Annotated in this window: 26 protein-coding genes and 3 tRNA genes; 22 read left to right on the forward strand and 7 right to left on the reverse strand. The window is 65.2% G+C overall.

Annotated elements, in window-relative coordinates; all coding sequences use genetic code 11:
• The first annotated feature begins 48 nt into the window (after positions 1-48).
• The 4 genes from KHO27_RS03805 (at position 49) to KHO27_RS03820 (ending at position 833) form a co-directional block, all read left to right on the forward strand.
• Positions 49-124, forward strand: a tRNA-Glu gene (locus tag KHO27_RS03805).
• A gap of 4 nt (positions 125-128) precedes the next feature.
• A tRNA-Gly gene (locus KHO27_RS03810) sits at positions 129-204 on the forward strand.
• An 80-nt stretch (positions 205-284) separates the two neighbouring features.
• Positions 285-360: transfer RNA gene (locus tag KHO27_RS03815), tRNA-Gly, on the forward strand.
• A gap of 248 nt (positions 361-608) precedes the next feature.
• Entirely contained in the window at positions 609-833 is a 225-nt protein-coding gene (locus tag KHO27_RS03820) for a hypothetical protein (RefSeq protein ID WP_110698183.1), read from the forward strand.
• A 68-nt stretch (positions 834-901) separates the two neighbouring features.
• Here the strand turns inward: KHO27_RS03820 and KHO27_RS03825 are convergent, their stop codons facing one another.
• The 4 genes from KHO27_RS03825 to KHO27_RS03840 form a co-directional block, all read right to left on the reverse strand.
• Positions 902-1,312: a PA2817 family protein gene (locus KHO27_RS03825; RefSeq protein WP_110698185.1), complete on the reverse strand. Its 411-nt coding sequence runs from the start codon at positions 1,310-1,312 to the stop codon at positions 902-904.
• 155 nt (positions 1,313-1,467) lie between these two features.
• On the reverse strand, positions 1,468-3,915 hold the full coding sequence (locus KHO27_RS03830; protein WP_214501225.1) for an acyl-CoA dehydrogenase: 2,448 nt from the start codon (positions 3,913-3,915) through the stop codon (positions 1,468-1,470).
• A 148-nt stretch (positions 3,916-4,063) separates the two neighbouring features.
• Positions 4,064-4,303, reverse strand: a complete 240-nt coding sequence (locus tag KHO27_RS03835) for a DUF3077 domain-containing protein (RefSeq protein WP_110698189.1) — start codon at positions 4,301-4,303, stop codon at positions 4,064-4,066.
• On the reverse strand, positions 4,300-4,539 hold the full coding sequence (locus KHO27_RS03840) for a hypothetical protein (RefSeq protein ID WP_214501226.1): 240 nt from the start codon (positions 4,537-4,539) through the stop codon (positions 4,300-4,302). Before KHO27_RS03840 ends, KHO27_RS03835 begins: the two co-directional genes overlap by 4 nt.
• 402 nt (positions 4,540-4,941) lie before the next feature.
• Here KHO27_RS03840 and KHO27_RS03845 point away from each other — a divergent pair, with 402 nt between their 5' ends.
• The 3 genes from KHO27_RS03845 to KHO27_RS03855 all read left to right on the forward strand — a co-directional run bounded on the left by KHO27_RS03845 (position 4,942) and on the right by KHO27_RS03855 (position 7,407).
• Complete coding sequence (locus tag KHO27_RS03845; RefSeq protein WP_214501227.1) at positions 4,942-5,565, forward strand: glutathione S-transferase; 624 nt, start codon at positions 4,942-4,944, stop codon at positions 5,563-5,565.
• Between the two features lie 133 nt (positions 5,566-5,698).
• A complete protein-coding gene (locus KHO27_RS03850) occupies positions 5,699-6,631 on the forward strand; it encodes an ABC transporter ATP-binding protein (protein ID WP_214501228.1) in 933 nt (310 codons plus the stop codon).
• Entirely contained in the window at positions 6,628-7,407 is a 780-nt protein-coding gene (locus tag KHO27_RS03855; RefSeq protein ID WP_046856545.1) for an ABC transporter permease, read from the forward strand. Before KHO27_RS03850 ends, KHO27_RS03855 begins: the two co-directional genes overlap by 4 nt.
• Here KHO27_RS03855 and KHO27_RS03860 read toward each other — a convergent pair.
• Complete coding sequence (locus KHO27_RS03860; RefSeq protein WP_214501229.1) at positions 7,291-7,947, reverse strand: DUF2062 domain-containing protein; 657 nt, start codon at positions 7,945-7,947, stop codon at positions 7,291-7,293. The genes KHO27_RS03855 and KHO27_RS03860 overlap by 117 nt on opposite strands.
• 144 nt (positions 7,948-8,091) lie before the next feature.
• Between KHO27_RS03860 and KHO27_RS03865 the strand changes: the two genes are divergently transcribed.
• From KHO27_RS03865 to murB, 8 genes are all read left to right on the forward strand, one after another.
• Positions 8,092-10,302, forward strand: a complete 2,211-nt coding sequence (locus KHO27_RS03865; protein ID WP_214501230.1) for a DNA internalization-related competence protein ComEC/Rec2 — start codon at positions 8,092-8,094, stop codon at positions 10,300-10,302.
• Between the two features lie 124 nt (positions 10,303-10,426).
• On the forward strand, positions 10,427-11,062 hold the full coding sequence (pocA, locus tag KHO27_RS03870) for a flagellar polar localization protein PocA (RefSeq protein ID WP_110703965.1): 636 nt from the start codon (positions 10,427-10,429) through the stop codon (positions 11,060-11,062).
• Positions 11,059-11,493, forward strand: a complete 435-nt coding sequence (gene pocB / locus KHO27_RS03875; protein WP_023632003.1) for a flagellar polar localization protein PocB — start codon at positions 11,059-11,061, stop codon at positions 11,491-11,493. The genes pocA and pocB overlap by 4 nt, the downstream gene beginning before the upstream one ends.
• Positions 11,493-12,503 (forward strand): tetraacyldisaccharide 4'-kinase, encoded by a 1,011-nt coding sequence (gene lpxK, locus KHO27_RS03880; protein ID WP_110703899.1) that lies wholly within the window; start codon positions 11,493-11,495, stop codon positions 12,501-12,503. Before pocB ends, lpxK begins: the two co-directional genes overlap by 1 nt.
• Before the next feature lie 33 nt (positions 12,504-12,536).
• Positions 12,537-12,722: a Trm112 family protein gene (locus KHO27_RS03885; RefSeq protein WP_003247142.1), complete on the forward strand. Its 186-nt coding sequence runs from the start codon at positions 12,537-12,539 to the stop codon at positions 12,720-12,722.
• Positions 12,719-13,483: a 3-deoxy-manno-octulosonate cytidylyltransferase gene (gene kdsB / locus KHO27_RS03890; RefSeq protein WP_214501231.1), complete on the forward strand. Its 765-nt coding sequence runs from the start codon at positions 12,719-12,721 to the stop codon at positions 13,481-13,483. Before KHO27_RS03885 ends, kdsB begins: the two co-directional genes overlap by 4 nt.
• The gene (locus tag KHO27_RS03895) at positions 13,483-13,947 is read left to right on the forward strand and encodes a low molecular weight protein-tyrosine-phosphatase (RefSeq protein WP_111532688.1); all 465 of its coding nucleotides are present in this window, start codon (positions 13,483-13,485) and stop codon (positions 13,945-13,947) included. Before kdsB ends, KHO27_RS03895 begins: the two co-directional genes overlap by 1 nt.
• Positions 13,944-14,963, forward strand: a complete 1,020-nt coding sequence (gene murB / locus KHO27_RS03900; RefSeq protein ID WP_214501232.1) for a UDP-N-acetylmuramate dehydrogenase — start codon at positions 13,944-13,946, stop codon at positions 14,961-14,963. Before KHO27_RS03895 ends, murB begins: the two co-directional genes overlap by 4 nt.
• Positions 14,964-15,070: 107 nt before the next feature.
• Here murB and rne read toward each other — a convergent pair whose 3' ends face one another.
• Positions 15,071-18,286 carry a ribonuclease E gene (gene rne / locus KHO27_RS03905; protein ID WP_214501233.1) on the reverse strand — a complete coding sequence of 1,072 codons (3,216 nt, stop codon included), beginning with the start codon at positions 18,284-18,286 and terminating at the stop codon, positions 15,071-15,073.
• Between the two features lie 794 nt (positions 18,287-19,080).
• On the opposite strand from rne, the gene rluC reads away from it, so the two are divergent.
• From rluC to KHO27_RS03920, 3 genes are read left to right on the forward strand one after another with little or no spacing between them, the layout of a single operon-like run.
• Positions 19,081-20,034, forward strand: coding sequence for a 23S rRNA pseudouridine(955/2504/2580) synthase RluC (gene rluC / locus KHO27_RS03910; RefSeq protein ID WP_214501234.1), 954 nt, complete (start codon positions 19,081-19,083; stop codon positions 20,032-20,034).
• A gap of 3 nt (positions 20,035-20,037) precedes the next feature.
• Positions 20,038-20,718: an HAD family hydrolase gene (locus KHO27_RS03915; protein ID WP_110703908.1), complete on the forward strand. Its 681-nt coding sequence runs from the start codon at positions 20,038-20,040 to the stop codon at positions 20,716-20,718.
• A 2-nt stretch (positions 20,719-20,720) separates the two neighbouring features.
• Positions 20,721-21,707, forward strand: coding sequence for a S49 family peptidase (locus KHO27_RS03920; protein WP_214501235.1), 987 nt, complete (start codon positions 20,721-20,723; stop codon positions 21,705-21,707).
• A 90-nt stretch (positions 21,708-21,797) separates the two neighbouring features.
• Here the strand turns inward: KHO27_RS03920 and KHO27_RS03925 are convergent, their stop codons facing one another.
• On the reverse strand, positions 21,798-22,376 hold the full coding sequence (locus KHO27_RS03925; RefSeq protein WP_214501236.1) for a Maf family protein: 579 nt from the start codon (positions 22,374-22,376) through the stop codon (positions 21,798-21,800).
• Positions 22,377-22,472: 96 nt separating this feature from the next.
• Between KHO27_RS03925 and KHO27_RS03930 the strand changes: the two genes are divergently transcribed.
• The 4 genes from KHO27_RS03930 to fabD all read left to right on the forward strand — a co-directional run bounded on the left by KHO27_RS03930 (position 22,473) and on the right by fabD (position 25,317).
• Positions 22,473-23,000 (forward strand): YceD family protein, encoded by a 528-nt coding sequence (locus tag KHO27_RS03930; protein ID WP_023630499.1) that lies wholly within the window; start codon positions 22,473-22,475, stop codon positions 22,998-23,000.
• A 13-nt stretch (positions 23,001-23,013) separates the two neighbouring features.
• Positions 23,014-23,196 (forward strand): 50S ribosomal protein L32, encoded by a 183-nt coding sequence (rpmF, locus tag KHO27_RS03935; RefSeq protein ID WP_028690987.1) that lies wholly within the window; start codon positions 23,014-23,016, stop codon positions 23,194-23,196.
• A gap of 3 nt (positions 23,197-23,199) precedes the next feature.
• The gene (plsX, locus tag KHO27_RS03940; protein ID WP_102683589.1) at positions 23,200-24,210 is read left to right on the forward strand and encodes a phosphate acyltransferase PlsX; all 1,011 of its coding nucleotides are present in this window, start codon (positions 23,200-23,202) and stop codon (positions 24,208-24,210) included.
• A gap of 168 nt (positions 24,211-24,378) precedes the next feature.
• Positions 24,379-25,317, forward strand: a complete 939-nt coding sequence (fabD, locus tag KHO27_RS03945; RefSeq protein WP_139672631.1) for an ACP S-malonyltransferase — start codon at positions 24,379-24,381, stop codon at positions 25,315-25,317.
• Positions 25,318-25,327: the final 10 nt, after the last annotated feature.

The following is a 25,327-nucleotide window of genomic DNA, read 5'->3' on the forward strand; positions in this document are numbered from 1 at the left end:
GCTGAATCGTGAGGTTCATGTTCTGGTGCGCTGAAAAGCGTCGGCTTAGTCCCCTTCGTCTAGTGGCCTAGGACACCGCCCTTTCACGGCGGTAACAGGGGTTCGAGTCCCCTAGGGGACGCCATATTGCGGGAATAGCTCAGTTGGTAGAGCACGACCTTGCCAAGGTCGGGGTCGCGAGTTCGAGTCTCGTTTCCCGCTCCAGTTTCAATGCATCGTTTCGGCGGTGCCGGTGGTGAAGGTCTTCAAGGCGCTTCACGCCACTTGCGGTAAAGCTTCACCCTGCGGGAATAGCTCAGTTGGTAGAGCACGACCTTGCCAAGGTCGGGGTCGCGAGTTCGAGTCTCGTTTCCCGCTCCAAATTGAAAACGCCACTTCGTTTGAAGTGGCGTTTTTTTTTGCTCGAATGATTGGTTCTTGGGGCGAGCTGGCTCGGCACACCTATCAGTTTTACTAGTTGGCTAATGTCGTCTGGGGGGGTACAACGGCATGGCGCTACTCGTTACGAGCCCGATGTTCGTACTCGTTCCATCAGTTATTACTCTGTCGGGAGAGAATGTTGGGCGCACCTGATTTCACTCCATTCTGTCTTGAACAAGGAAGGAGCAATGACCGTGACGATCGAAAAGACGGATTTGGAAGTCCAGCTGGAGATATGTAAACGGGCGGTCGATGCTTGGAGGCGTTATGAAGAAAGTAAAGGGCAGCACCCCCCTTCGCAGGTAGAGCGACTTCGACTGGAAGCCGAGTTCTTATTTTCTTCGGCGCATCATTTTTTTAGGGGCAAGGCTGGTATTCCCCCTGACTTGCTAGATCGTGATTTGTCAGAGTGAGTTCACTTGCCCCGCTCTGGCGATTTGGGTTCCCGGCCCAGATGAGGCCGGGATGCATCTATACCAGATCAGTGAATATCACTCTGAGCAGGCTTGGCTAGCAGTTGCTTTTCTTGATGCCAATCAAACGCTTCGCCGTTCTGCTCTGCTTCGTACCGGCGCTCTTCTAGTGTCTGGTAAAGCTCCAGCTCTTCATCCGGCATGAAATGCAGGCAGTCGCCAGCAAAGAACCACAGCAGATCACGCGGCACCAGGTGGGCGATCTGCGGATAGCGCTGGATCACCTGGCAGATCAGGTCCTGGCCCAGGTACTGGCTTTGCAGCGGGTCCTGCGGCAGCAGGGTGAGCAGCTCGTCGAAGCGCTCGAGGAACAGGGCGTGGCTTTCCTCCGGGACCTGTTCGGCTTCACCCAGCGCGGCCAGGATGGTGCGCAGGTGGTGGAGCAGTTGCAGGTGGTATTCCAGGTGGGGGTTGGCCATGGCGGCGCTCCTCGGTGGTTGAAACGGGGGGCGGAGTATACGCCGGTTTTGCCCGGGCTGGCAGCGCAGCTGCCTGTGCTGACGCAATCGCGGGGCAAGCTCGCTCCCACGCATTGGGGGGGGCGGGCTTACTTCGCGATGCGGTCGGCGAATGCTCAGCGCACTTTGCCTGCCTCGGGCAGCAGCACTTCCTTGTCGAACGCATCCACATCGATCACCACCCGACGTGCCTGCTCGGCTTGATGCAGGCGCTGGCCTTCCTCCGCCTGCAGCACACCCGCTTCGATGGCGGCGTCGATCACCGATTGCCCGGCTGCTGCCTGCACCTTGCCTTCCTTGACCGCCTGGTGCAGCGCCTTGTACAAGGGGGCGGCATCGTCCAGCAGGTCACAGGCCGTCTGTAGCGCGGCCACCGGGTCGCCCTCGGCCTGAGGCCTGAAGCAGCCCTCCAGCACGGCTTCCAGCGCCGGGTCGCCTTTGCGCCGGCCGATCAACGCGGCCACCTCGGCATCCAGCTCATCGCTCGGCCCGGTATGCCTGCGGCCAAATGGGAATACCAGCACGCGCAGGGCGCAGCCGATGAAGCGGTTGGGGAAGTTGTCGAGCAGCGCGTCGAGCGCCATTTCCGCCTGGCCCAGGTTTTCCTCCATTGCCCAGCGCAACAACGGGCGCAGGTGCTCGGGCGAGCCCAGGTCGTGGTAGCGCTTGAGCGCGGCGCTGGACAGGTACAGGTAGCTGAGCACATCGCCCAGCCGCGCGCTCAGACGCTCGCGGCGCTTGAGCGCACCACCCAGCAGCATCATCGACAGGTCGGCCAGCAAAGCGAAGGCTGCCGCCTGGCGGTTGAGGGCGCGGAAATAGCCCTGGCTCAGGGCGTCGCCCGGGACCTTCTCGAAATGCCCGAGGCCCAGACCCAGCACCAAGGTGCTGGCGGCGTTGCCGGCGGCGAACAGGATGTGCTGCATCAGCAGGTCGTCGAACTCTTTGAGCGCCTGGTCATGGTCCTCGCGCCCGGCCAGGGCCATTTCCCTGAGCACGAACGGGTGGCAGCGGATGGCGCCCTGGCCAAAGATCATCAGGTTGCGCGAGAGAATGTTGGCGCCCTCGACGGTGATGAAGATCGGCGCGCCTTGCCAGCTGCGGCCCAGGTAGTTGTTCGGGCCCATGATGATGCCCTTGCCGCCGTGCACGTCCATGGCGTGCTGGATGCATTCGCGGCCGCGCTCGGTGAGGTGGTACTTGAGGATCGCCGACAACACCGAGGGCTTTTCGCCCAGGTCCACGGCCTGGGCGGTGAGCAGGCGGGCGCTGTCCATCAGCCAGGCGTTGCCGCCGATGCGCGCCAGCGACTCCTGGATGCCCTCGAAGGCGGCCAGTGGCACGTTGAACTGTTCGCGCACGCGGGCGTACTGGCCGGTGACCAGGCTGGTGTACTTGGCCGCGCCGGTGCCGACCGCGGGCAGGGAGATGGAGCGGCCCACCGACAGGCAGTTCATCAGCATCATCCAGCCCTTGCCGAGCATTTCCTGGCCGCCGATCAGGCAGTCCAGCGGCACGAACACATCCTTGCCGCTGTTGGGCCCGTTCATGAACGCCGCGCCCAGGGGCAGGTGGCGTTGGCCGATCTCCACGCCCGGCAGGTCGGTGGGGATCAACGCCAGGCTGATGCCCAGCTCGGCCTGCTCACCCAGCAGGTGCTCGGGGTCGTAGGCCTTGAAAGCCAGGCCCAGCAGGGTGGCCACCGGGCCGAGGGTGATGTAGCGCTTCTCCCAGTTCAGGCGCAGGCCGATGACTTCCTCGCCTTGCCACTGGCCTTTGCAGATGACGCCGGTATCGGGCATGGCGCCGGCGTCGGAGCCGGCCAGGGGGCCTGTGAGGGCGAAGCAGGGGATATCGTCGCCGCGGGCCAGGCGCGGCAGGTAGTGGTTGCGTTGCGCCTCGGTGCCGTAGTGCAGCAGCAGCTCGGCCGGGCCCAGGGAGTTGGGCACCATCACCGTGGAGGCCAGGTCGCCGCTGCGGGTGGCCAGCTTCATCGCCACCTGCGAGTGGGCGTAGGCCGAGAAGCCCTTGCCACCGTATTCCTTGGGGATGATCAGGGCGAAGAAGCCGTGCTGCTTGATGAAGTCCCAGGCTTGCGGCGGCAGGTCGAGGTCCTGGCCGATTTGCCAGTCGCTGACCATGGCGCACAGTTGCTCGGTGGGGCCGTCGATGAAGGCCTGTTCTTCCTCGCTGAGCTTGGGCGCGGGGTAGTCAAGCAGGGTGTCCCAGTCGGGGCGGCCGCTGAACAGGTGGCCGTCCCACCACACGGTGCCGGCATCGATGGCTTCGCGCTCGGTGGGCGACATCGGCGGCAGGGTGCGCTGGAACCAGCTGAACATCGGCGTGGTAAACAGTTTACGGCGCAGCTCCGGCAGGGCGAAGAAGGCCGCCTTGGCGGCGATCACTACCCAGATCAGCGCCAGCAGCCAGCCTGGCGCGGTGCTGAAGATGCCCATCAGCAGGGTATAGGCGGCGATGGCCACGAGGATCTGCAGGGGCGCCAGGCGCCGGTGCAGGAGATACGCGGCGCCAAGCACCAGGACCAGCAACCACAACAGCAACATGATTCTTCCTCCTTGGAAGCGGGCGTTAGGCCGACCCACAGAGCTTAGACGCGCTGGGGCGGATGGCCTGCTTAGAAGACTGACCGGGTTCTGTAGCGGGAGTTCGGTGGTGTTGATGGATCCCGGGGCCGCAAAGCAGCCCCGGGGATCATTTGCTTCTATTCAACCCCAGCTCCATGTCATCGATCAGCGCCTTGGCCATGGCGCTGAGGATGCGCGCGGAGCTGCCGGCCAGCAGGTCGCCCTCCATTTCCGCCTCGCAGGTCAGGTGGCGAATGCAACCGAGCAGCACCGACAACTCGCTGAAGGCATCCTCGAAGGTCACGCCCGGCTCGACCTTGAACAGGTCCAGGCAGGTGGTGCGGCCTGCGGTATGGCCACGGCTCATGGCTGCACCTGTGGCTTGTGCTCGAGCAGGGCGCAGGCGAGCTGGCCGAGGTAGTCGCTGGCGGTGAACAGGCGGTCCTGGGTTTCGCCGGGCTCGGTCTTGAAGTAGATGTCGAGGACGTCGGACATGGCGGTGGCCACTTCGACGGCGGCGGACATGGCTTCTTCGCGGGTGAGGGTGGGGCGGACGCTGATGAAGGGGGCTAGGCGGGGTGGGTCTGGGACGATTTTTTTCATGGTAGAGCTTCCTTGTGGTTACGAGTACACCACCATCCGCATCCTTTCTCACGAGATTAAGGTGGCAGCCATGTACGGGGTGAGAAATCCGGGCCACAAGGTAAACCCGGCCAGACCGAGGTCTGCCCGTACACGGCCACCATGACGGAGGCGCGTTACCGTTGTGGGAATCGGGTTTCTCACACCCGGTCACCACAATGTGGCGACCCGGTGAAGTTATCCCTGGGGTATTTCCCCGACAACGCGGCGGCTTCCGGCAAGCGCGTAGGATAGTTCCCAAGCTTTGCTGGCTGAAGAATTTGGTTTCAGGTTCGGAAATATCTGACAGATCGCGGGGGCCGCTGGCACCGCCCAACGCTTGGAGTAGACTGTCCCACCTCCCGCATTCATAAGGACGTTGCCATGCTGAAGATCTGGGGCCGCAAGAATTCGAGCAATGTGCGCAAGGCGTTGTGGATCGCCCACGAGCTGGGCCTGGACTTCGAGTCCATCGATGCCGGCGGCGCCTTCGGCGTGGTCAACGAACCGCACTACCGGGCCCTGAACCCCAACGGCCTGGTGCCCATGCTCGAAGACGGCGACCTGGTGCTGTGGGAGTCCAACACCATCGTGCGCTACCTGTGCGCCGAATACGGTGCAGAGCAGGGCTGGTACCTGGACGACCCGCGCCAGCGCGCCCTGGCGGACAAGTGGATGGACTGGACCACCTCGTCCTTCGCCGGCCCCTTCCGCCCGCTGTTCTGGGGCCTGCTGCGTACCCCCGAGGACCAGCGCGACTGGGTGGCGATCAACGCCGCGCACAAGCAATGCGCCCAGTTGCTGGCCATCGCCGACCAGACCCTGGCCCAGCAGCCGTACCTCTCCGGCGAGCAGATCGGCATGGGCGACATCCCATTGGGCAGCTTCATCTACGCCTGGTTCGAAATGCCGATTGAACGCCCGGCCATGTATCACCTCGAAGCCTGGTACGCGCGCCTCAAGCAACGCCCGGCCTACCAGGCGGCGGTGATGACCGCCCTGACGTGACGCCACTTCGATAGTCACTATCGATACATGTGACTGTACTTGTGCGGCCGGGCCTTGCACCATGGCCGCACTCACTGCGCCAGTGTCTTTACCTGGCGTGTCCCGAACCTTTTTCATCGGTACCTGACCCGCCATGAGTTCCGCCCTGTCCATTCGACAGCTGACCAAGACCTACGGCAACGGCTTCCAGGCCCTCAAGGGCATCGACCTGGACGTTGCCGAAGGCGACTTCTTCGCCTTGCTCGGCCCCAACGGCGCCGGCAAGTCCACCACCATCGGCATTCTCTCGACCCTGGTGAACAAGACCAGCGGCACGGTCAACGTGTTCGGCAACGACCTGGACCGCTCGCCCGCGGCGCTCAAGCGCTGCCTGGGCGTGGTGCCCCAGGAGTTCAACTTCAACCAGTTCGAGAAGACCTTCGACATCGTCGTCACCCAGGCCGGCTACTACGGTATCCCGCCCAAGGTGGCCAAGGAGCGCGCCGAGCAGTACCTCACGCAGCTGGGCTTGTGGGACAAGCGCGACGTGCCTTCGCGCTCGCTGTCCGGCGGCATGAAGCGCCGGCTGATGATCGCCCGGGCGCTGATCCACGAGCCGCGCCTGCTGATCCTCGACGAGCCGACTGCGGGGGTGGATATCGAACTGCGCCGTTCGATGTGGAGCTTCCTCACCGAGCTCAACCAGAAAGGCATCACCATCATCCTCACCACCCACTACCTCGAAGAGGCCGAGCAGCTGTGCCGCAACATCGGCATCATCGACCACGGCACCATCGTCGAGAACACCAGCATGCGCCAGCTGCTGGGCAAGCTGCATGTCGAGACCTTCGTCCTTGACCTGCGCCACGACCTGCCCGTCGCGCCCGAGCTGCAGGGCTACCCGTGCCGGCTGATCACCCCGCACACGCTGGAGGTGCAGGTGGACAAGGACATCGGCATCACCGCGCTGTTCGGCCAGTTGGCGCTGAAGAACATCGAGGTGCAGAGCCTGCGCAACAAGACCAACCGACTCGAGGAGCTGTTCGTGTCCCTGGTGGAAAAGAACCTGTCGAAGGTGGCCGTATGAGTGTGGAACTGCGCACCAACTGGGTCGCCCTGAACACCATCGTCTACCGCGAAGTGCGGCGCTTCCTGCGCATCTGGCCGCAGACCCTGCTGCCGCCGGCGATCACCATGGTCCTGTACTTCGTGATCTTCGGTAACCTGATCGGCCGGCAGATCGGCGACATGGGTGGCTTCACCTACATGGAGTACATCGTGCCGGGGCTGATCATGATGTCGGTGATCACCAACTCCTATGGCAACGTGGTATCGAGCTTCTTCGGCAGCAAGTTCCAGCGCTCCATCGAGGAGCTGATGGTGTCGCCGGTGTCGCCGCACACCATCCTGGTCGGCTATGTGCTGGGTGGCGTGTTGCGCGGCTTGGCGGTGGGGGTGATCGTGACCTTCCTGTCGCTGTTCTTCACCCATCTGCAGGTGCACCACCTTGGGGTGACGGTCATCGTGGTGCTGCTGACCGCGACCATCTTCTCGCTGCTGGGCTTCGTCAACGCGGTGTTCGCCCGCAACTTCGACGATATCTCGATCATCCCGACCTTCGTGCTGACACCGCTGACCTACCTGGGCGGGGTGTTCTACTCGATCAACCTGCTGCCGCCGTTCTGGCAGACCGTGTCGCTGGCAAACCCGGTACTGCACATGGTCAACTCGTTCCGCTACGGCATCCTAGGGGTGTCGGATATCAGTATTGGCACGGCGATCAGCTTCATGCTGGTGGCCACTGCGGTGCTCTACCTGCTGTGCGTGCGTCTGCTGGTCAGCGGCCGCGGCATGCGCGCCTGAGCCCCCTGAACCCTGGGTGGGGGTGGCGGCGCAGCGACACTGGCGCCGGCGCCACTGCCGGCCCACCCACCAGCGCCAGTAGCCCATGGTGGTGAAGTAGGCGAGCACGCCCAACACCACCCCGCACACCACCGAGCCGAGCAGGAACGGTTGCCAGATCGTCGCCAGCTGCTCGGTGACCCAGTCGACGGTGATCGACTCGGGCAGCGTGCGTGGCGGCACCTGCAGCAGCCAGGCACCGGTCATGTAGGTGACGAAGAACACCGGCGGCATGGTCAGCGGGTTGGTCAGCCACACCAGGCTCACCGCGATCGGCAGGTTGCCACGCACGGGAATGGCCAGCGCGGCGGCCAGCAGCATCTGCATGGGGATGGGAATGAGCGCGGCGAACAGGCCGACGCCCATGGCCCGTGCCACCGAATGGCGATTCAGGTGCCAGAGGTTGGGGTCGTGCAGCAGCTTGCCGAAGAAGCGTAAGGATTTATGTTCGCGGATGCTGGTCGGGTCCGGCATGTAGCGTTTGAACAGACGGCGCGGCATGTGGGCTCCCGGCAGGGTTGAAGGGCGTCAGTATGCCCTGATTGAAACGCAGCCTCGTTCAGAGTTTGTGACAATTGATTAGCAGGGTTTCCCCGCCAATCGGCTAAGCCTCAGGGGTCGTGATCGCTTCTGGAGCTCTATCTCATGCGCACAGGGATGCTGGCGCTGGTGCTCGGGCTGTTGAGCCTGCGTTTTTTGCCCGTTTTGCCGCCGGTCGGGTGGCTGATTCCGTTGCTGTTGCTGGCCCTGGCCTGCCTGCGCACGCGGGCCTGGCCGCTGGGCTGGTTTGTGCTGGGTGGCTGCTGGGCCTGCTGGTCAGCGCAGCAGGCGCTGGATGATCGCCTGGCCCCGGCGCTGGATGGCCGCACGCTGTGGTTGGAGGGGCGGGTGGTGGGGCTGCCGACCCGCACGGAGCGTGGCGTGCGTTTCGAGCTGGAGCATCCTGAGTCGCGTCGGGCGCAATTGCCCAGGCGCCTGCAACTGAGCTGGTTTGCCGGGCCTGAATTGCGCGCCGGTGAGCGCTTGCGCCTGGCGGTAAATTTGCGCCAGCCCCACGGGCTGCTCAACCCCCATGGCCCGGACCGCGAAGCATTGTTGTTGGCCCGGGGTATCGGCGCCACCGGCTCGGTCAAGGCCGGCGAGCAGGTCGGGCAGGCTGCGGTGGATTGGCGCGATGCCGTGCGTCAGCGGTTGATGAACGTGGATGCCCACGGCCGCGAGGCGGCGCTGGCGGCCTTGGTGCTGGGCGATGGCGCCGGGCTGGCCCGCGAGGACTGGCAGACCCTGCAGGCCACCGGCACGGTGCACCTGCTGGTGATCTCCGGCCAGCATATCGGGCTGTTGGCCGGGCTGGTGTACGGCCTGGTCGCGGGCCTGGCGCGGCTGGGTGCCTGGCCATCGCGCTGGCCATGGCTGCCCTGGGCTTGTGGCCTGGCCATGGCCGCGGCATTGGGCTACGGCTGGCTGGCCGGCTTCGGCGTACCGGTGCAACGGGCCTGCCTGATGCTGGCGGTGGTGTTGCTCTGGCGCCTGCGCTTCAGGCACCTGGGGGCAGCCTTGCCGCTGCTGTTGGCGTTGTCGGGGGTGTTGCTGATCAATCCGTTGGCCAGCCTGCTGCCGGGTTTCTGGCTGTCATTTGCCGCGGTTGGCGTGCTGATACTGTGCTTCTCAGCCCGGCTCGGCGCCTGGCGGCCCTGGCAGGCCTGGAGCCGTGCCCAGTGGGTAATTGCCGTGGGTCTGTTGCCGGTGCTGCTGGCGCTGGGGCTGCCGGTCAGCCTGACGGCGCCGCTGGCCAACCTGCTGGCGGTGCCCTGGATCAGTTTCGCGGTGTTGCCGCTGGCCTTGCTTGGCACGGCGACGTTGCCGGTGCCTGGGGTGGGGGAGGGGCTGCTGTGGCTGGCGGGCCTTTCGCTGGATGGGCTGTTTCGCCTGCTGGCGCAGCTTGCGGGGCAGTTGCCTGCATGGCTGCCCGAGCCGTTGCCGCTGTCGGCCTGGCTGTTGGTCGCGTTGGGCGCGCTGTTGGTGTTGCTGCCTCGGGGCGTGCCGTTGCGCTTGCCGGGCGCGGTGATGCTGGTGGCCTTGTGGGCGCCGCGCGAGCAGGTGCCCCTTGGGCAGGTGCAGGTGTGGCAGCTGGATGTCGGCCAGGGCCTGGCGGTGCTGCTGCGTACCCGTCATCACGCGCTGTTGTACGACGCCGGGCCTGCCCACGGGGACAGCGACCTGGGCGAGAGCGTGGTGCTGCCGACCTTGCGCAGGTTGGGGGTAAAGCGCCTGGATCTGATGCTGGTCAGCCACGGTCACGCCGATCATGCCGGCGGGGCGGCGGCGGTGCGCCGGGGGCTGCCGGTAACGCGGGTGCTGGCCGGGGAGGCTGCCGGGCTTGCGCCTGTCGCGCTGTGCGAAAGTGGTGAGCGCTGGCGCTGGGATGGGGTCGATTTCGAGCTGTGGCATTGGCCGCAAGGCACGTCCAGCAACGACCGTTCCTGTGTGCTGCGGGTGGTGGCCAAAGGCGAGCGCCTGTTGCTGGCCGGCGACATGGAGGCCGCGGCGGAGCGGGCTTGGCTGGCGGCCAGCGAGGATCCGCGTGTCGACTGGCTGCAGGCGCCGCACCACGGCAGCCGCACGTCGTCCACCGAACCGTTCATCAAGGCGCTGGCGCCACGCGGGGTGATGATTTCGCGGGGACGCAGCAACGGCTTCGGGCATCCGCATGCGCAGGTGGTCGAGCGCTATCGGCGGCATGGGGTGCAGGTGCATGACACGGCGCTGGCGGGGGCGCTGAGTTTGCGCCTGGGGAGTCAGGGTGCAGTGGTAGCGGTGCGCGCAGAGCGCAGGTTCTGGCGGGAGCGCGAATGACGCCATCGCGGGGCAAGCCCGCTCCCACGGCTGCCATGCGACGGTTGATTCCCTGACCTCCGGCAGATGAGCCCCAGGCGGTCCTATGGTAGAGTGGCGGCCTTTTTCCGAGGGGATGCTTACTGTGTGGGAATTGGTCAAGTCCGGTGGCTGGATGATGCTGCCGATCATCCTGAGCTCCATCGCTGCCATGGCAATCGTCGGCGAGCGCCTGTGGACCTTGCGCGCCAGCCGTGTCACCCCGCCGCACCTGCTGGGCCAGGTATGGATGTGGATCAAGGACAAGCAACTCACCAGTGACAAGCTCAAGGCGCTGCGCGCCGATTCGCCGCTGGGCGAGATCCTCGCCGCGGGCCTGGCCAACTCGCGCCATGGCCGCGAGATCATGAAAGAGTGCATCGAAGAGGCCGCCTCGCGGGTCATCCACGAGCTGGAGCGCTACATCAGCACCCTCGGCACCATCGCCGCCATGGCCCCGCTGCTGGGCCTGCTGGGCACCGTGCTGGGCATGATCGACATCTTCAGCGCCTTCATGGGCTCGCAGATGACCGCCAATGCCGCCGTGCTGGCTGGTGGTATTTCCAAGGCCCTGGTCACTACCGCGGCCGGCCTGATGGTCGGCATTCCGGCGGTGTTCTTCCACCGCTTCCTGCTACGCCGCATCGATGAGCTGGTGGTGGGCATGGAGCAGGAGGCGATCAAGCTGGTCGAGGTGTTGCAGGGCGACCGCGAAGTGGAAGTGGCCGGAGGCAAGGCGTGAAGTTCCGGCGCAATCGCCAGCGCGAGAACGTCGACATCAACCTGGCGTCGTTGATCGACGTGGTGTTCGTGCTGCTGCTGTTCTTCGTGGTCACCACCACTTTCACCCGCGAGACCCAGCTGCGTGTCGAGTTGCCTGAAGCAAGCAGTGCCGCGCCCGCGCAGCCCGATGATGGCAAGCTGATCGAAGTCACCATCAGTGCCGACGGCGTGTACTCGGTGAACAACCACCTGCTGCCCAAGAGCGACCTGGCCACCCTGACCGAAGCCATCGAGAAGGAGTCCGGCGGTGACATCACCCTGCCGCTGGCGATCAGCGCCGACGGCAAGACCCCGCACCAGGCTGTGATCACCGCAATGGACGCGGCCGGCAAGCTCGGCTTCAGCAAGTTGCGCATGACCACCGTCGAGGCCGCGCAGGGCAATCCCTGATGGCCTTCGCCGACCGTCTGCTCGCTGCCTGGTATGCCGGGCACCCGGCGCTGGCCCTGCTGCGCCCGCTGGAGGCGCTGTACCGCCGCGTGGTGACGCGCAAACGAGCGCGCTTCCTCAGCGGCACCAGCCCCAGCTACCGCGCCCCGGTGCCCGTGATCGTGGTGGGCAATATCACCGTGGGCGGTACCGGCAAGACACCGATGATCCTCTGGCTGATCGAGCACTGCCGCCGGCAGGGGCTGAAGGTCGGTGTGGTCAGCCGTGGCTACGGCGCCAAGCCGCCGCAGTATCCCTGGCGTGTCGCCGCCGACCAGCTCGCCGAGCAGGCCGGTGACGAGCCTTTGCTGATCGTCCAGCGCACCGGCGTGCCGCTGGTGATCGACCCCGACCGCTCCCGCGCCGTGCAGGCGCTGCTGGCCAGCGACGCGCCGGACCTGATCCTGTGCGACGACGGCATGCAGCACTACCGCCTGGCCCGCGACCTGGAGCTGGTACTGATCGACGCCGCCCGTGGCCTGGGCAACCGTCGCTGCCTGCCGGCCGGCCCGTTGCGCGAGCCCGCCGAGCGCCTGGCCGAGGCCGACGCGGTGCTGTTCAACGGCGCCGAGGCCGACCGTGACGGTGGCTTTGCCTTCCGCCTGCAGCCGTCGGCGCTGATCAACCTGCGCAGCGGCGAGCGCCGCGAGCTCGACCTGTTTCCCGCTGGCCAGGCGCTGCACGCCGTGGCCGGCATCGGTAATCCGCAACGTTTCTTCAACACCCTGCTGGGGCTACACTGGCAGCCGGTGCCGCACCCCTTTGCCGACCATGCGCCGTACAGCCGCGAAGTGCTGTCGTTCAGCCCGCCGCTGCCGTTGGTGATGACCGAGAAGGATGCGGTGAAATGCCGGCCGTTCGCTGCTGACGACTGGTGGTACCTGGCGGTCGACGCCGTTCCATCGCAGGCGTTCGTTGCCTGGTTCGACGCCGAGCTCGATCGCCTGCTGCCTGGCCGTCCCCGGCCCTGAGCCTTTTTCAATTTCCGTTTCAAGGAAGCTCCCATGGACACCAAACTGCTCGATATCCTGGCCTGCCCGATCACCAAGGGCCCGCTCAAGCTCAGCGCCGACAAGACCGAGCTGATCAGCAAGGGCGCGGGCCTGGCCTATCCGATTCGCGATGGCATCCCGGTGATGCTGGAAAGCGAAGCGCGCACCCTGACCGACGACGAGCGCCTGGACAAATGAGCCTGGACTTCACCGTGGTGATCCCCGCCCGGCTGCGCTCCACGCGCCTGCCGGGCAAGCCGCTGCTGGCGATTGCCGGCAAGCCGATGGTCCAGCATGTGTGGGAGCAGGCGCGCAAGAGCGGCGCCAGCCGCGTGGTCATCGCCACCGACGATGCCAGCATCGTCGAGGCCTGCCAGGCGTTCAGCGCCGAAGTGCTGCTGACCCGCGCCGACCACGAGTCGGGCACCGACCGCTTGGCCGAAGTGGCTGCCCAGCTGGGCCTGGCCGCCGATGCCATCGTGGTCAATGTGCAAGGTGACGAGCCGCTGATTCCGCCGGTGATCATCGATCAGGTGGCGGCCAACCTCGCCGCGCACCCCGAGGCCGGCATCGCCACCTTGGCCGAGCCGATCCATGCGCCGGAAACCATCTTCAACCCTAACGCGGTGAAAGTGGTCAGCGACAAGAACGGCCTGGCCCTGACCTTCAGCCGCGCCCCATTGCCATGGGCCCGCGACGCGTTTGCCAAGGACCGTGAGCGCTTGCCCGAAGGCGTGCCGTACCGCCGCCATATCGGCATGTACGCCTACCGCGTGGGATTCCTTCAGGACTTCGTCGCCTGGGGCCCGTGCTGGCTGGAGCAGACCGAGTCGCTGGAGCAGCTGCGTGCCCTGTGGCATGGCGTGCGCATCCATGTTGCCGATGCCATCGAGGCCCCGGCCGTGGGCGTGGACACCCCTGAAGACCTGGAGCGCGTACGGCGCTTGCTGGAGGCCTGATGCGCGTTCTGTTCGTCTGCCTCGGCAATATCTGCCGCTCGCCGACTGCCGAAGGCGTGCTGCGCCATCAGCTCGAGGCCGCAGGGTTGGGTGATGTGGTGCACGTCGCCTCCGCCGGTACCGGCGACTGGCATGTGGGCAAGGCCCCCGACAGCCGTACCTGCAAGGCCGCGCTGGCCCGTGGCTACGACCTGTCGCGTCAGCGCGCCCAGCAGGTCAAGGCGGCGCATTTCGCCGAGTACGACCTGGTTCTGGCCATGGACAAGAGCAACCTGGGCAATTTGCAGGCGTTGCGCCCACACAACGCCAAGGGCGAGCTCGACCTGTTCCTGCGCCGCTATGGCGCGGCCCTGGACGAAGTGCCGGACCCTTACTACGGCGGTGCCGAAGGTTTCGAGCAGGTCCTGGACCTGATCGAGGCGGCGTGCCGTGAGCTGGTCGTGGAAATCAAGGGGCGGTTATGACGGCGAACTGGCAGGAGCGGGTATCGCTCAAGCCCTACAACACTTTCGGCATCGACGTCAGTGCCCGTTTTTTCACCCAGGCCCATGACGACGACGAGGCCCGCCAGGCACTGGCCCAGGCCGCTGCGCGGCAGGTGCCGGTGCTGGTCATTGGCGGTGGCAGCAACCTGCTGCTGTCCCGCGATGTCGACGCCCTGGTGCTGCATATGGCCAGCCGTGGGCGGCGCCTGCTCAGCGACGACGGCGAGCGTGTGGTGGTCGAGGCCGAGGCCGGCGAGCCCTGGCATCCGTTCGTGCAGTGGAGCCTCGACCAGGGTCTGTGCGGGCTGGAGAACCTCAGCCTGATCCCCGGCACCGTCGGCGCTGCTCCGATGCAGAACGTCGGCGCCTATGGCGTGGAGATCAAGGACGTGTTCGCCGGCTTGACCGCGCTGGACCGCGAGACCGGCGAGCTGCGTGACTTCTCGCTGGAGGCGTGCGGTTTCGGGTATCGCGACAGCCTGTTCAAGCGCAATCCGGGCCGCTGGCTGATCCTGCGCGTGCGCTTTGCGCTGAGCCGGTCGTTGCAGGCGCACCTGGACTACGGTCCGGTGCGTCAGCGCCTGGCGGAGCAGGGTATCGAGCAGCCGACCGCGCAGGCGATCAGCGATGCGATCTGCAGTATTCGTCGGGAAAAGCTGCCGGATCCGGCTGAGCTGGGTAACGCCGGGAGCTTCTTCAAGAATCCTGTGGTGCCTGCTGCGTTGGCCGAGCGCATTCGTGCCGAGCATCCTGGCGTGGTGGCGTATCCGCAGGCCGACGGCCAGGTGAAGCTGGCGGCCGGCTGGTTGATCGAGCAGGCGGGGTGGAAGGGGTATCGCGATGGCGATGCCGGTGTGCACCGTTTGCAGTCGCTGGTGCTGGTCAACTACGGCCAGGCGAGCGGGGCGCAGTTGCATGGGCTGGCGCAGCGGATCCAGGCGGATATCCTTGAGCGCTTTGGGGTCGAGCTGGAGATGGAGCCGAACCTGTACTGACTCTATCGCGGGGCAAGCCCGGATCACCAGTAGAGCCGTTACCATCCCGGCAAAGAAAAAGCCCCGCCAGTTCGCACTGGCGGGGCTTTTTCATTCAGCCGAGGCTATCAACCGTGATGAGGCTTGTGCTCATCGGCGGTTTCCAGCGCTTGCGCAGGGGCGGCTTCGGCAGCGGCCTGGGCGGCAGCGGCGGCTGCAGCTTCGGCTTCGCGCTTGCGGCGACGCACTTCACGTGGGTCGTTCGGGGCGCGGCCGTTGGCCAGCATCGCCGAAGGCGCTTCGACCGGGGCCGGTGCTTCCTCGGGCGCCTGCTCGGCAACGATTGGCGCAGGCTCGGCGGCAGGTGCTTCAGCCACTTCCGGCTGGGCCTCGACCACTGGCTCGACGACCGCTACAGGCTGCTCGGCTACCGGGGCTTCGACCACGGTGGCTTCGACTGCCTGCGGCTGCTCGATTTCACCGGCTTCCACGGCAGGGGCTTCCAGCGCCTCGGCGACGACGGCAGGCTGCTCGGCAGGGGCTTCTTCAACCACTGGCTGCGGCGCTACTTCGACCACCGGTTCGATGCTCGGCTCGACGGCGACCACTGGCTCGCTGACCGGTTGCTCGACCACCGGGGCGATGGCGACCTGCTCGGCCACGACCTCGGTGATTTCCACCTGGGTTTCGGCGACAGCGGCGCTGGCGCGCTCGGCCTGCTGGTTGGCTTGGGCTTCGGCATCGGCGCTGATGTTGCTGGTGGCAACGGCGGCGATGACGGCAGTGCCGGCGGCCAGTTCAGCGCCCAGCTCGGTGGCCTGGTGCTGTTGTGGCTGCTGCTCTTCGCCGGCGTCTTCGTCGCCTTCGATCAACTCGCCATTGGCGTTGCGCTGGCGCTCACGACGGTTGCTGCGACGACGCTGGCCACGGGAGCGGCGGCGCGGACGCTCGCCATCGGTGCCTTCCTGTTCGTCCTGCAGCAGTTCGTCGTTCGGCAGTTGCTCTTCGGCGAGCTCGGCGGCCTGTTCGACGGCCTGCGCCTCAGGGCGCAGCTGGCGCTCTTCACGCGGAGCGCGTTCGTCACGTGGCGCACGCTCTTCACGAGGGGCGCGTTCTTCACGCGGTGCACGCTCTTCGCGTGGGGCGCGTTCTTCACGTGGCGCACGCTCTTCACGTGGTGCACGTTCTTCACGCGGCGCGCGCTCTTCGCGAGGGGCACGTTCTTCACGTGGTGCACGCTCTTCACGGGCTACACGTTCCTCACGTGGCGCACGCTCTTCACGTGGGGCGCGTTCTTCGCGGGCGGCCGGGGCCGGTGCGGCGTCCAGCGGCTCGCGCAATTCGCGCACGCGCTCTTCGCGGTTGCCACGGCGGTCTTCGCGCGGCTGGCGCTGACGCTCTTCGCGTGGGGCGCGTTCTTCACGCGGTGCACGTTCTTCGCGTGGCTGACGCTCTTCACGCGGGGCGCGCTCGCTGCGTTCTTCACGCGGCTTGCGGTCTTCCTCGCGGCGGCCATTGCGGTTGCGGCTCTGCTGGCGCCCGTTGCGGCGCTCTTCGTTGCGTGGCGAACGCTCGGTGGCCGGTTTTTCGGTGGTGACGGCCGGTGCGGCGGCAGGCTCTTCCTTGCCGGCGAACAGGCTGACCAGCGACTTGACCAGGCCCTTGAACAGGCTTGGCTCCGGTACGCTCGGCGCAGGCGCCGCGGGTGCGGCTGGCTGTTCTTCGACGGCGGTTGGTACCGGTGCGTTGGCGCGGGCCGGCGCGGTCTTCACCGCGGCTTCCTGGCGTACCAGGGTGCGGGTGGCGGTCGGCAGCGGCGCTTCTTCAGTCTCGGCCGAGGCGATTTCGTAGCTGGACTGGTTGTTCAGCACGTCCGGGTTGTCGTCGCGCAGGCGCTGGACTTCGAAGTGCGGGGTTTCCAGGTGGTCGTTCGGCAGGATGATGATGCGCGCGCGAGTGCGCAGTTCGATCTTGGTGATCGAGTTGCGTTTCTCGTTGAGGAGGAAGGCGGCCACCGGGATCGGCACCTGGGCGCGCACCTCGGCGGTGCGGTCCTTCAGGGCTTCTTCCTCGATCAGGCGCAGGATCGCCAGCGACAGCGACTCGACGTCACGGATGATGCCGGTGCCCGAGCAGCGCGGGCAGACGATGCCGCTGCTCTCGCCCAGCGACGGGCGCAGGCGCTGGCGGGACATTTCCAGCAGGCCGAAGCGCGAGATGCGGCCGACCTGCACACGGGCGCGGTCGGCCTCGAGGCATTCGCGCACGCGCTCTTCGACGGCGCGCTGGTTCTTCGCCGGGGTCATGTCGATGAAGTCGATGACGATCAGGCCGCCGATGTCACGCAGACGCAGCTGGCGGGCGATTTCCTCGGCCGCTTCCAGGTTGGTCTGCAGGGCGGTTTCCTCGATGTCGCTGCCTTTGGTGGCGCGCGCCGAGTTGATGTCGATGGACACCAGGGCTTCGGTCGGGTCGATCACGATCGAGCCACCGGACGGCAGGTCGACCACGCGCTGGAAGGCGGTCTCGATCTGGCTTTCGATCTGGAAGCGGTTGAACAGCGGCACGCTGTCTTCGTACAGCTTGACCTTGCTGGCGTACTGCGGCATCACCTGGCGGATGAAGGTCAGGGCTTCTTCCTGGGCGTCGATGCTGTCGATCAGTACTTCGCCGATGTCCTGGCGCAGGTAGTCGCGGATGGCGCGGATGATGACGTTGCTTTCCTGGTAGATCAGGAACGGCGCGGTACGGTCCAGCGAGGCTTCCTTGATGGCGGTCCACAGCTGCAGCAGGTAGTCGAGGTCCCACTGCATTTCTTCGCTGCTGCGGCCCAGGCCCGCGGTGCGCACGATCAGGCCCATGTCGCCCGGAACGGTCAGGCCGTTCAGCGCTTCACGCAGCTCGTTGCGCTCTTCGCCTTCGATGCGGCGGGAGATGCCGCCGGCGCGCGGGTTGTTGGGCATCAGCACCAGGTAGCGGCCGGCCAGGCTGATGAAGGTAGTCAGGGCGGCGCCTTTGTTGCCGCGCTCTTCCTTCTCGACCTGGACGATGACTTCCTGGCCTTCGCTCAGGACTTCCTTGATGTTGACCCGGCCTTCAGGGGCTTTCTTGAAGTATTCGCGGGAGATTTCCTTCAGCGGCAGGAAGCCGTGACGTTCGGAGCCGAAGTCGACGAAGGCGGCTTCAAGGCTGGGCTCGATCCGGGTGATCTTGCCTTTGTAGATGTTGGCCTTTTTCTGCTCACGGGCACCGGACTCGATGTCCAGGTCGTAGAGGCGTTGGCCGTCCACCAGGGCTACACGCAACTCTTCGGGTTGAGTTGCGTTAATCAGCATTCTTTTCATGTTGTACCGTCGGTTTCCGGGCTGCCGGAAACGGCGTTCGGCACACACGACTTTTCATGATCGGTGCCAAGGTGCGCAAAGGGTGGCGAACCACCCCCGTGTCTGACGACGTTCGGCACCAGCCGGTTGCCCAGCCTGCCGTTGTCGCGACGACGCGTCCTGTTTTGCGGTGCCAAAAGGCCTGTCGAGCTTTTCGAAGGTTATCCGAATCAATCGAGCGGGCCTGGTGCACTCAGTCAGGAGGAGGAATCAACCGGTCGTCCGTGGATGCCACGAGGGCGTCTGTTCAGGACCTTGCCCGCTCATCGCCCGTTGAGTGGGGCGGTGGGTCGGGTTCGGTGCCACACGGTCCGAAGGCTGTGCATCTCCACCCTGCACGTATCCCTGAAAATTCGGTGCTGCCGCGCGCTGAATCCGCAACGGGTTGCATTTTTCGCCAGCCCGGTACCGGGCTGGCGCCATGACATATCCAAGGCAGGTATTTCCGAAGCATTCGCCCGAATGCGCGGAAACGACGGTGGCGGGCAGAGGTACGGCGAAAAGAAGCGGGTAAGCAGGTGAAACACCGCACTTGTCGTTTTTTTCCGGTCTTCTCTACACAGCGCTGGTGGCGATTCCAGGCATTTAGTTAAACTGGCGAACGCTCCGTAGGACGGCCTCGCGTCCTCGGAATTGCGATGGTCAGGGCCGGCGTAGAGCCTGATGCCGCTGGCCTGCCGCTTTTGGCGGCGTTCGCGACTATAGCAGTTATGATTAAGTGCTTCAATTCCATAAAAAATTGTTATGATCCCGCCATGACGACCAATACCCCTCCGACTTCCGGCGTTCAGCTGATCGAAGTCGCGCCGGAGCTTGCCGGCCAACGCATCGACAATTTCCTCATCACCGCGCTCAAGGGCGTGCCCAAGACGCTGGTCTACCGCATCCTGCGCAAGGGCGAGGTGCGGGTCAACAAGGGCCGGATCAAGCCTGAGTACAAGCTGCAGGCCGGCGATATCGTGCGGGTGCCGCCGGTGCGCCTGCCAGAGCGTGACGAACCTGCGCCCGTGGCCCAGGGGCTGTTGCAGCGCCTGGAAGCCGCCATCGTCTATGAAGACAAGGCGCTGATCGTGATGAACAAGCCGGCGGGCATTGCAGTGCATGGCGGCAGCGGCCTGAGCTTCGGGGTGATCGAGGCACTGCGCCAGTTGCGCCCCGACGCCAAGGAGCTGGAGCTGGTGCATCGCCTGGACCGCGACACCTCCGGCCTGTTGATGATCGCCAAGAAGCGCAGCATGCTGCGCCACCTGCATGCCGCGCTGCGCGGCGATGGCGTGGACAAGCGCTACATGGCGCTGGTGCGCGGCCATTGGCCGACCTCGAAGAAACAGGTCAATGCGCCGCTGCAGAAGAGCAACCTGCGCTCCGGCGAACGCATGGTCGAGGTCAATGACGAGGGCAAGGAGGCGCTGACGCTGTTCCGCGTGCTGCGCCGCTTCGGCGAATTCGCCACGATTGTCGAGGCGCGGCCGATCACCGGCCGTACCCACCAGATTCGCGTGCACACCTTGCATGCCGGGCACACGATCGCCGGCGACAGCAAGTACGGCGATGAAGACTTCAGCCGCGAGATTCGCGACCTGGGTGGCAAGCGCCTGTTCCTGCATGCCTACCAGTTGACCGTGCCGCTGCCCGACGGCGGCGAGCTCAAGCTCGAGGCGCCGGTGGACGAGATGTGGGCCAAGACTATCGAGCGGTTGGCGTCCTGAGCCATGAATAAAAGTTATGACCTGCTGGTCTTCGACTGGGATGGCACGCTGGCCGATTCCATCGGGCGCATTGTCGAGGCCATGAACGTGGCCGCCGGGCGTGCCGGGGAGGCCGCCAGCAGCGACGAGGCGATCAAGGGCATCATTGGCCTGGCGCTGGGGGAGGCGATCGCCACCCTGTATCCACATCTTGAGCTGCCGCAGGTGGAAACATTCCGCCAGCATTATGCCGATGTCTACATGGCGCTGGATCAACAGCCGTCGCCACTGTTCGACGGTGTGGTCGAGTCGCTGGAAGCGTTCCGTGCCGAGGGGTATCGTCTGGCGGTGGCCACCGGCAAGGCGCGACGCGGTCTGGATCGGGTGCTCAAGGCCAATGGCTGGGAAAGCTACTTCGACATTACCCGGGCGGCCGACGAAACCCGCGGCAAACCGCATCCGCTGATGCTCGAGGAGATTCTCGCCCACTGCCAGGTCGAACCCGGGCGGGCGCTGATGGTCGGAGATTCGGCGTTCGACCTGCAGATGGCCAGCAATGCCGGCATGCATTCGGTCGCCGTGGGCTATGGCGCCATGTCGCTGCAGGCTCTGGCCGAATTTGGCCCGCAAGTGTGCATCGAGCATTTTTCCCAGTTGCGCGAATGGCTGGCTGAGCCTGCGCAGATCAATTTCCAAGGTAGGTGAGCATGACTGACGAGTGGAAGGCGCCCGAGGCCGATGAGGCTGGCGAGGAGCGCAAGAGTTGGAAGTTGCTGGAGAAGACCTTGCTGGCGGGTGTCCAGGAGCAGCGTCGGGCGCGGCGCTGGGGGATCTTCTTCAAGCTGCTGACCTTCGTTTATCTGTTCGGCATCCTGTTCCTGTTCACGCCATTGATGGATGTGGACAAGACTGCCTCGCGCAGCGGCAGCCATACCGCGCTGGTCGAGGTGCGCGGGGTGATCGCCGATCAGGAGCCTGCCAGCGCCGACAATATCGTCAAGAGCCTGCGCGAGGCGTTCAAGGATCCGAAGACCAAAGCTGTGGTCATGCGCGTCAACAGCCCGGGCGGCAGCCCGGTGCAGGCGGGCTATGTGTACGACGAGATCCGCCGCCTTCGTGCCGAATATCCGGCCATCAAGCTGTACGCGGTGATCGCCGACCTGGGGGCCTCCGGCGCCTACTACATTGCCAGCGCGGCCGACGAGATCTATGCCGACAAGGCCAGCCTGGTCGGCTCCATCGGCGTCACTGCGGCGGGCTACGGCTTTGTCGGCACCATGGACAAGCTGGGCGTGGAGCGGCGCACCTACACGGCGGGCGAACACAAGGCCTTCCTTGATCCGTTCTCGCCACAGAAGCCGGAAGAAACCGCGTTCTGGCAGGGTGTGCTGGATACCACGCACCGCCAGTTCATCGCCATGGTCAAGCAGGGGCGTGGCGAGCGCCTGAAGGACAAGGATCACCCTGAGCTGTTCAGCGGTCTGATCTGGTCGGGCGAGCAGGCCAAGGCGCTGGGCCTGGTGGACGGGCTGGGCAGTGCCAGCTATGTCGCCCGCGAAATCGTCGGCGAGAAGGAACTGGTGGACTTCACCGTGCAGGAGTCGCCGTTCGATCGTTTCTCCAAGCGCATCGGTGCCAGTGTGGCGGAGCGCATGGCGCTGTACATGGGCTTCCAGGGGCCTTCGCTGCGTTGATCTGAAGTCGGCGTGGCATCGCGGGGCAAGCCCGCTCCCACGGGTCGCTCATTGACCTGGTGGGAGCGGGCTTGCCCCGCGATTGCATTTTCAAGGCACCTGCACGCCTTCCTTGTGCAGCATGTCCACCAGCCCAATCAGCGGCAGCCCGATCAGGCTCGTGGCGTCGCAGCCGTGGGTGCTCTGGAACAGGCTGACCCCCAAGCCCTCCGCCTTGAAGCTGCCAGCGCAGTCCAGTGGCTGCTCGGCCGTCACGTAGCGCTCCACGCGCTCCCGGTCCAGCTCGCGCATCGTCACGGTAAACGGCACGCAATCGACCTGGCACTGGCCGGTGGCGCTGTTCAGCAGTGCCAGCCCGGTGAGGAAGGTGACCTGCTGCCCGCTGGCCTCCAGCAGTTGCTCGCAGGCGCGCTCGAAGGTGTGAGGCTTGCCGAGTATCTGTTCGCCCAGCACCGCCACCTGGTCGGAGCCGATGATCAGGTGGCGGGGGTGGCTGGCGGCCAGGGCCTCGGCTTTTTGCCGGGCCAGGCGGCGCACCAGCTCGACGGCGGGCTCGCCATCGAGGCGCCGTTCGTCAAGGTCGGGGCTCGCCCAGGTGAAGGGCAGGCGCAGGCGGGTGAGCAGTTCGCGGCGGTAGGGCGAGCTGGAAGCCAGTAACAAGGGAAGCATGGTAGACTCCTGGGCAATTGCCCCGAATTCTAACATGCGAGATGGCACCTAATTTCCTTTGACAGGGAGGGGGTGCATCCCTAGAATGCTGCGCCTATGTTGAATGACCCGATTCCACCTCACGTTGACCCGCGCAAATTGGCTGATCGTGGCGTAACCCTCGAAGGTTCGCTGCAACTCGCTGATTTGGAAAGACTCTGCGACCCGCTTTCCGACAATGTCGGTACGGTGCAGGCGAAGTTCGATTTTGAACGAGATGAACAGCACGTGGTGGTTATCCACAGCGCGCTGGATGTCGAAGTCAAGATGGTTTGCCAGCGTTGTCTTGAGCTGGTCACCCTGCCGATCCATAGCGAATGTACGTACGCTGTGGTGAAGGAGGGTGCGAACACCCAGTCGTTGCCGAAAGGCTATGACGTGCTGGAACTGGGCGAAGATCCATTGGATCTGCAGGCACTGGTCGAGGAAGAGCTTTTGCTTGCCCTGCCAATCGTGCCTGCTCATCATCCGGAAGAATGCCAGCAGCCGGCGGGACTCGATGAGCCCGAGCCGAGCAAGGACGAGGTATCGCGGTCCAACCCGTTCAGTGTATTGGCGCAGTTAAAGCGTGACCCAAACGTTTAGGAGTTAATCAATTATGGCTGTTCAGCAGAACAAAAAATCCCGCTCTGCCCGTGACATGCGCCGTTCGCACGACGCCCTGTCGGCAGAAGCTCTGTCGGTAGAGAAGAGCACCGGTGAAGTACACCTGCGTCACCACGTTTCGCCAGAAGGCGTATACCGTGGTCGCAAAGTGATCGACAAGGGCGCTGACGAGTAATCCTTGTCCGCTCAGATCATCGCGATCGACGCAATGGGCGGGGACTTCGGTCCCCGCAGCATTGTCCAGGCTAGCATTGCCTGCCTATCGGCTACCCCCTCGCTGCACCTGACCCTCGTCGGTCAACCCTCCCTCCTTGAAGATCTTGTCGGCGGCCTCGCGGCTGCGGATCGCGCACGCCTGCAGATTGTCGCGGCCAGCGAAGTGATCGGCATGGACGAGCGGCCATCGCAGGCGTTGCGGGGCAAGCCGGACTCGTCGATGCGCATCGCCCTCGAACTGGTGCGTGATGGCAAGGCCCAGGCCTGCGTAAGTGCCGGCAATACCGGCGCGCTCATGGCCTTGTCGCGCTTTGTGCTCAAGACCTTGCCCGGTATCGATCGTCCGGCGATGGTGGCGGCGATCCCGACCCAGGCCGGCTACTGCCAGTTGCTTGATCTCGGCGCCAACGTCGATTGCAGCGCGGAAAACCTCTACCAGTTCGCCGTGATGGGCTCGGTGGCCGCCCAGGCTCTGGGCGTGCATCGGCCGCGGGTGGCGCTGCTCAATATCGGTACCGAGGACATCAAGGGCAACCAGCAGGTCAAGCTGGCCGCCAGCCTGTTGCAGAACGCCCGGGGGCTGAACTACATCGGCTTCGTCGAGGGTGACGGGTTGTACCGGGGCGAGGCGGACGTGGTGGTGTGCGATGGTTTCGTCGGCAATATCCTGCTCAAGTCCAGCGAGGGTCTGGCGACCATGATCGGTGCGCGCATCGAGGCGCTGTTCCGTGGCGGGGTGTTGGCGCGAGCCGCAGGTGCCCTGGCCATGCCGCTGCTCAAGCGCCTGCAGGCCGACCTTGCGCCTGCGCGGCACAATGGCGCGAGTTTCCTGGGGTTGCAGGGCATCGTCATCAAGAGCCATGGCTCGGCGGGCGTGCAGGGTTTGCAGAGCGCGATCCAGCGAGCGCTGATCGAGATCCAGGAAAACCTGCCGCAGCGCCTGCACGGGCGTCTCGAAGACTTGTTGCCCTGAGCTGCGCGATGAGGTCATTACTGGAAATGCAAAGCTTTTGGGCATACCGCCCATGAAGTGCTTAAATGTGACCGCTTGGTCCGCCGCTCCATCCAAGCTTTCAGATTGCGCGTCTGGCCCGCGGCCTGGCGCACCCTATCCGACGACAAGATCATAAGGGCTTGTTCAATGTCTGCATCCCTCGCATTCGTCTTTCCTGGTCAAGGTTCCCAGTCGCTGGGCATGCTCAAAGAGCTGGGCGCCGAAAAACCGGTAATCGTCGAGACCTTCAAGGAAGCGTCCGAGGCCCTGGGCTACGACCTGTGGAAACTGGTCCAGGAAGGCCCGGAAGAACAACTCAACCAGACCGACAAGACCCAGCCGGCCATCCTGACCGCCTCCATCGCCTTGTGGCGCCTGTGGCTGGAGGAGGGTGGCGCGCAGCCGGCTTTCGTCGCCGGGCACAGCCTGGGTGAATACAGCGCCCTGGTCGCTGCCGGCAGCCTGTCGCTGAAAGATGCCGTACGCCTGGTCGAGCGCCGCGGCCAGCTCATGCAGGAAGCCGTACCCGCCGGCCATGGTGCCATGGCCGCCATCCTTGGCCTGGACGACGCCGTGGTGGTCGAGATTTGCGCCGAAGCCGCCGAAGACGAAGTGGTCAGCGCGGTGAACTTCAACTCGCCGGGCCAGGTCGTCATCGCCGGCAACAAGGCTGCGGTCGATCGTGCCATCGAGCTGTGCAAGGCCAAGGGCGCCAAGCGTGCCCTGCCATTGGCGGTCAGCGTGCCATCGCACTGCGCCCTGATGAAGCCGGCCGCCGAGCGCTTCGCCGAGGCCGTCAACGCCATCGAATGGAAAGCGCCGCAGATCCCGGTGGTGCAGAACGTCACCGCGGCCATCGCCGCCGACCTTGATGCCCTCAAGCAAGACCTGCTGGCGCAGCTGTATCAGCCGGTACGCTGGGTCGAGTGCGTGCAGGCCCTGGCCGAGCGCGGTGCGGTCAACCTGGTCGAATGCGGCCCGGGCAAGGTCCTGGCTGGCCTGAACAAGCGTTGCGCCGACGGCGTGACCACCTACAACCTCAACACCCCAGACGCTGTCGCCGCCACCCGTGCGGCGCTGGCCTGAATTCGGAGAA

It is taken from the genome of Pseudomonas sp. RC3H12, from assembly GCF_018596375.1.
Classification (GTDB): Bacteria; Pseudomonadota; Gammaproteobacteria; order Pseudomonadales; family Pseudomonadaceae; genus Aquipseudomonas.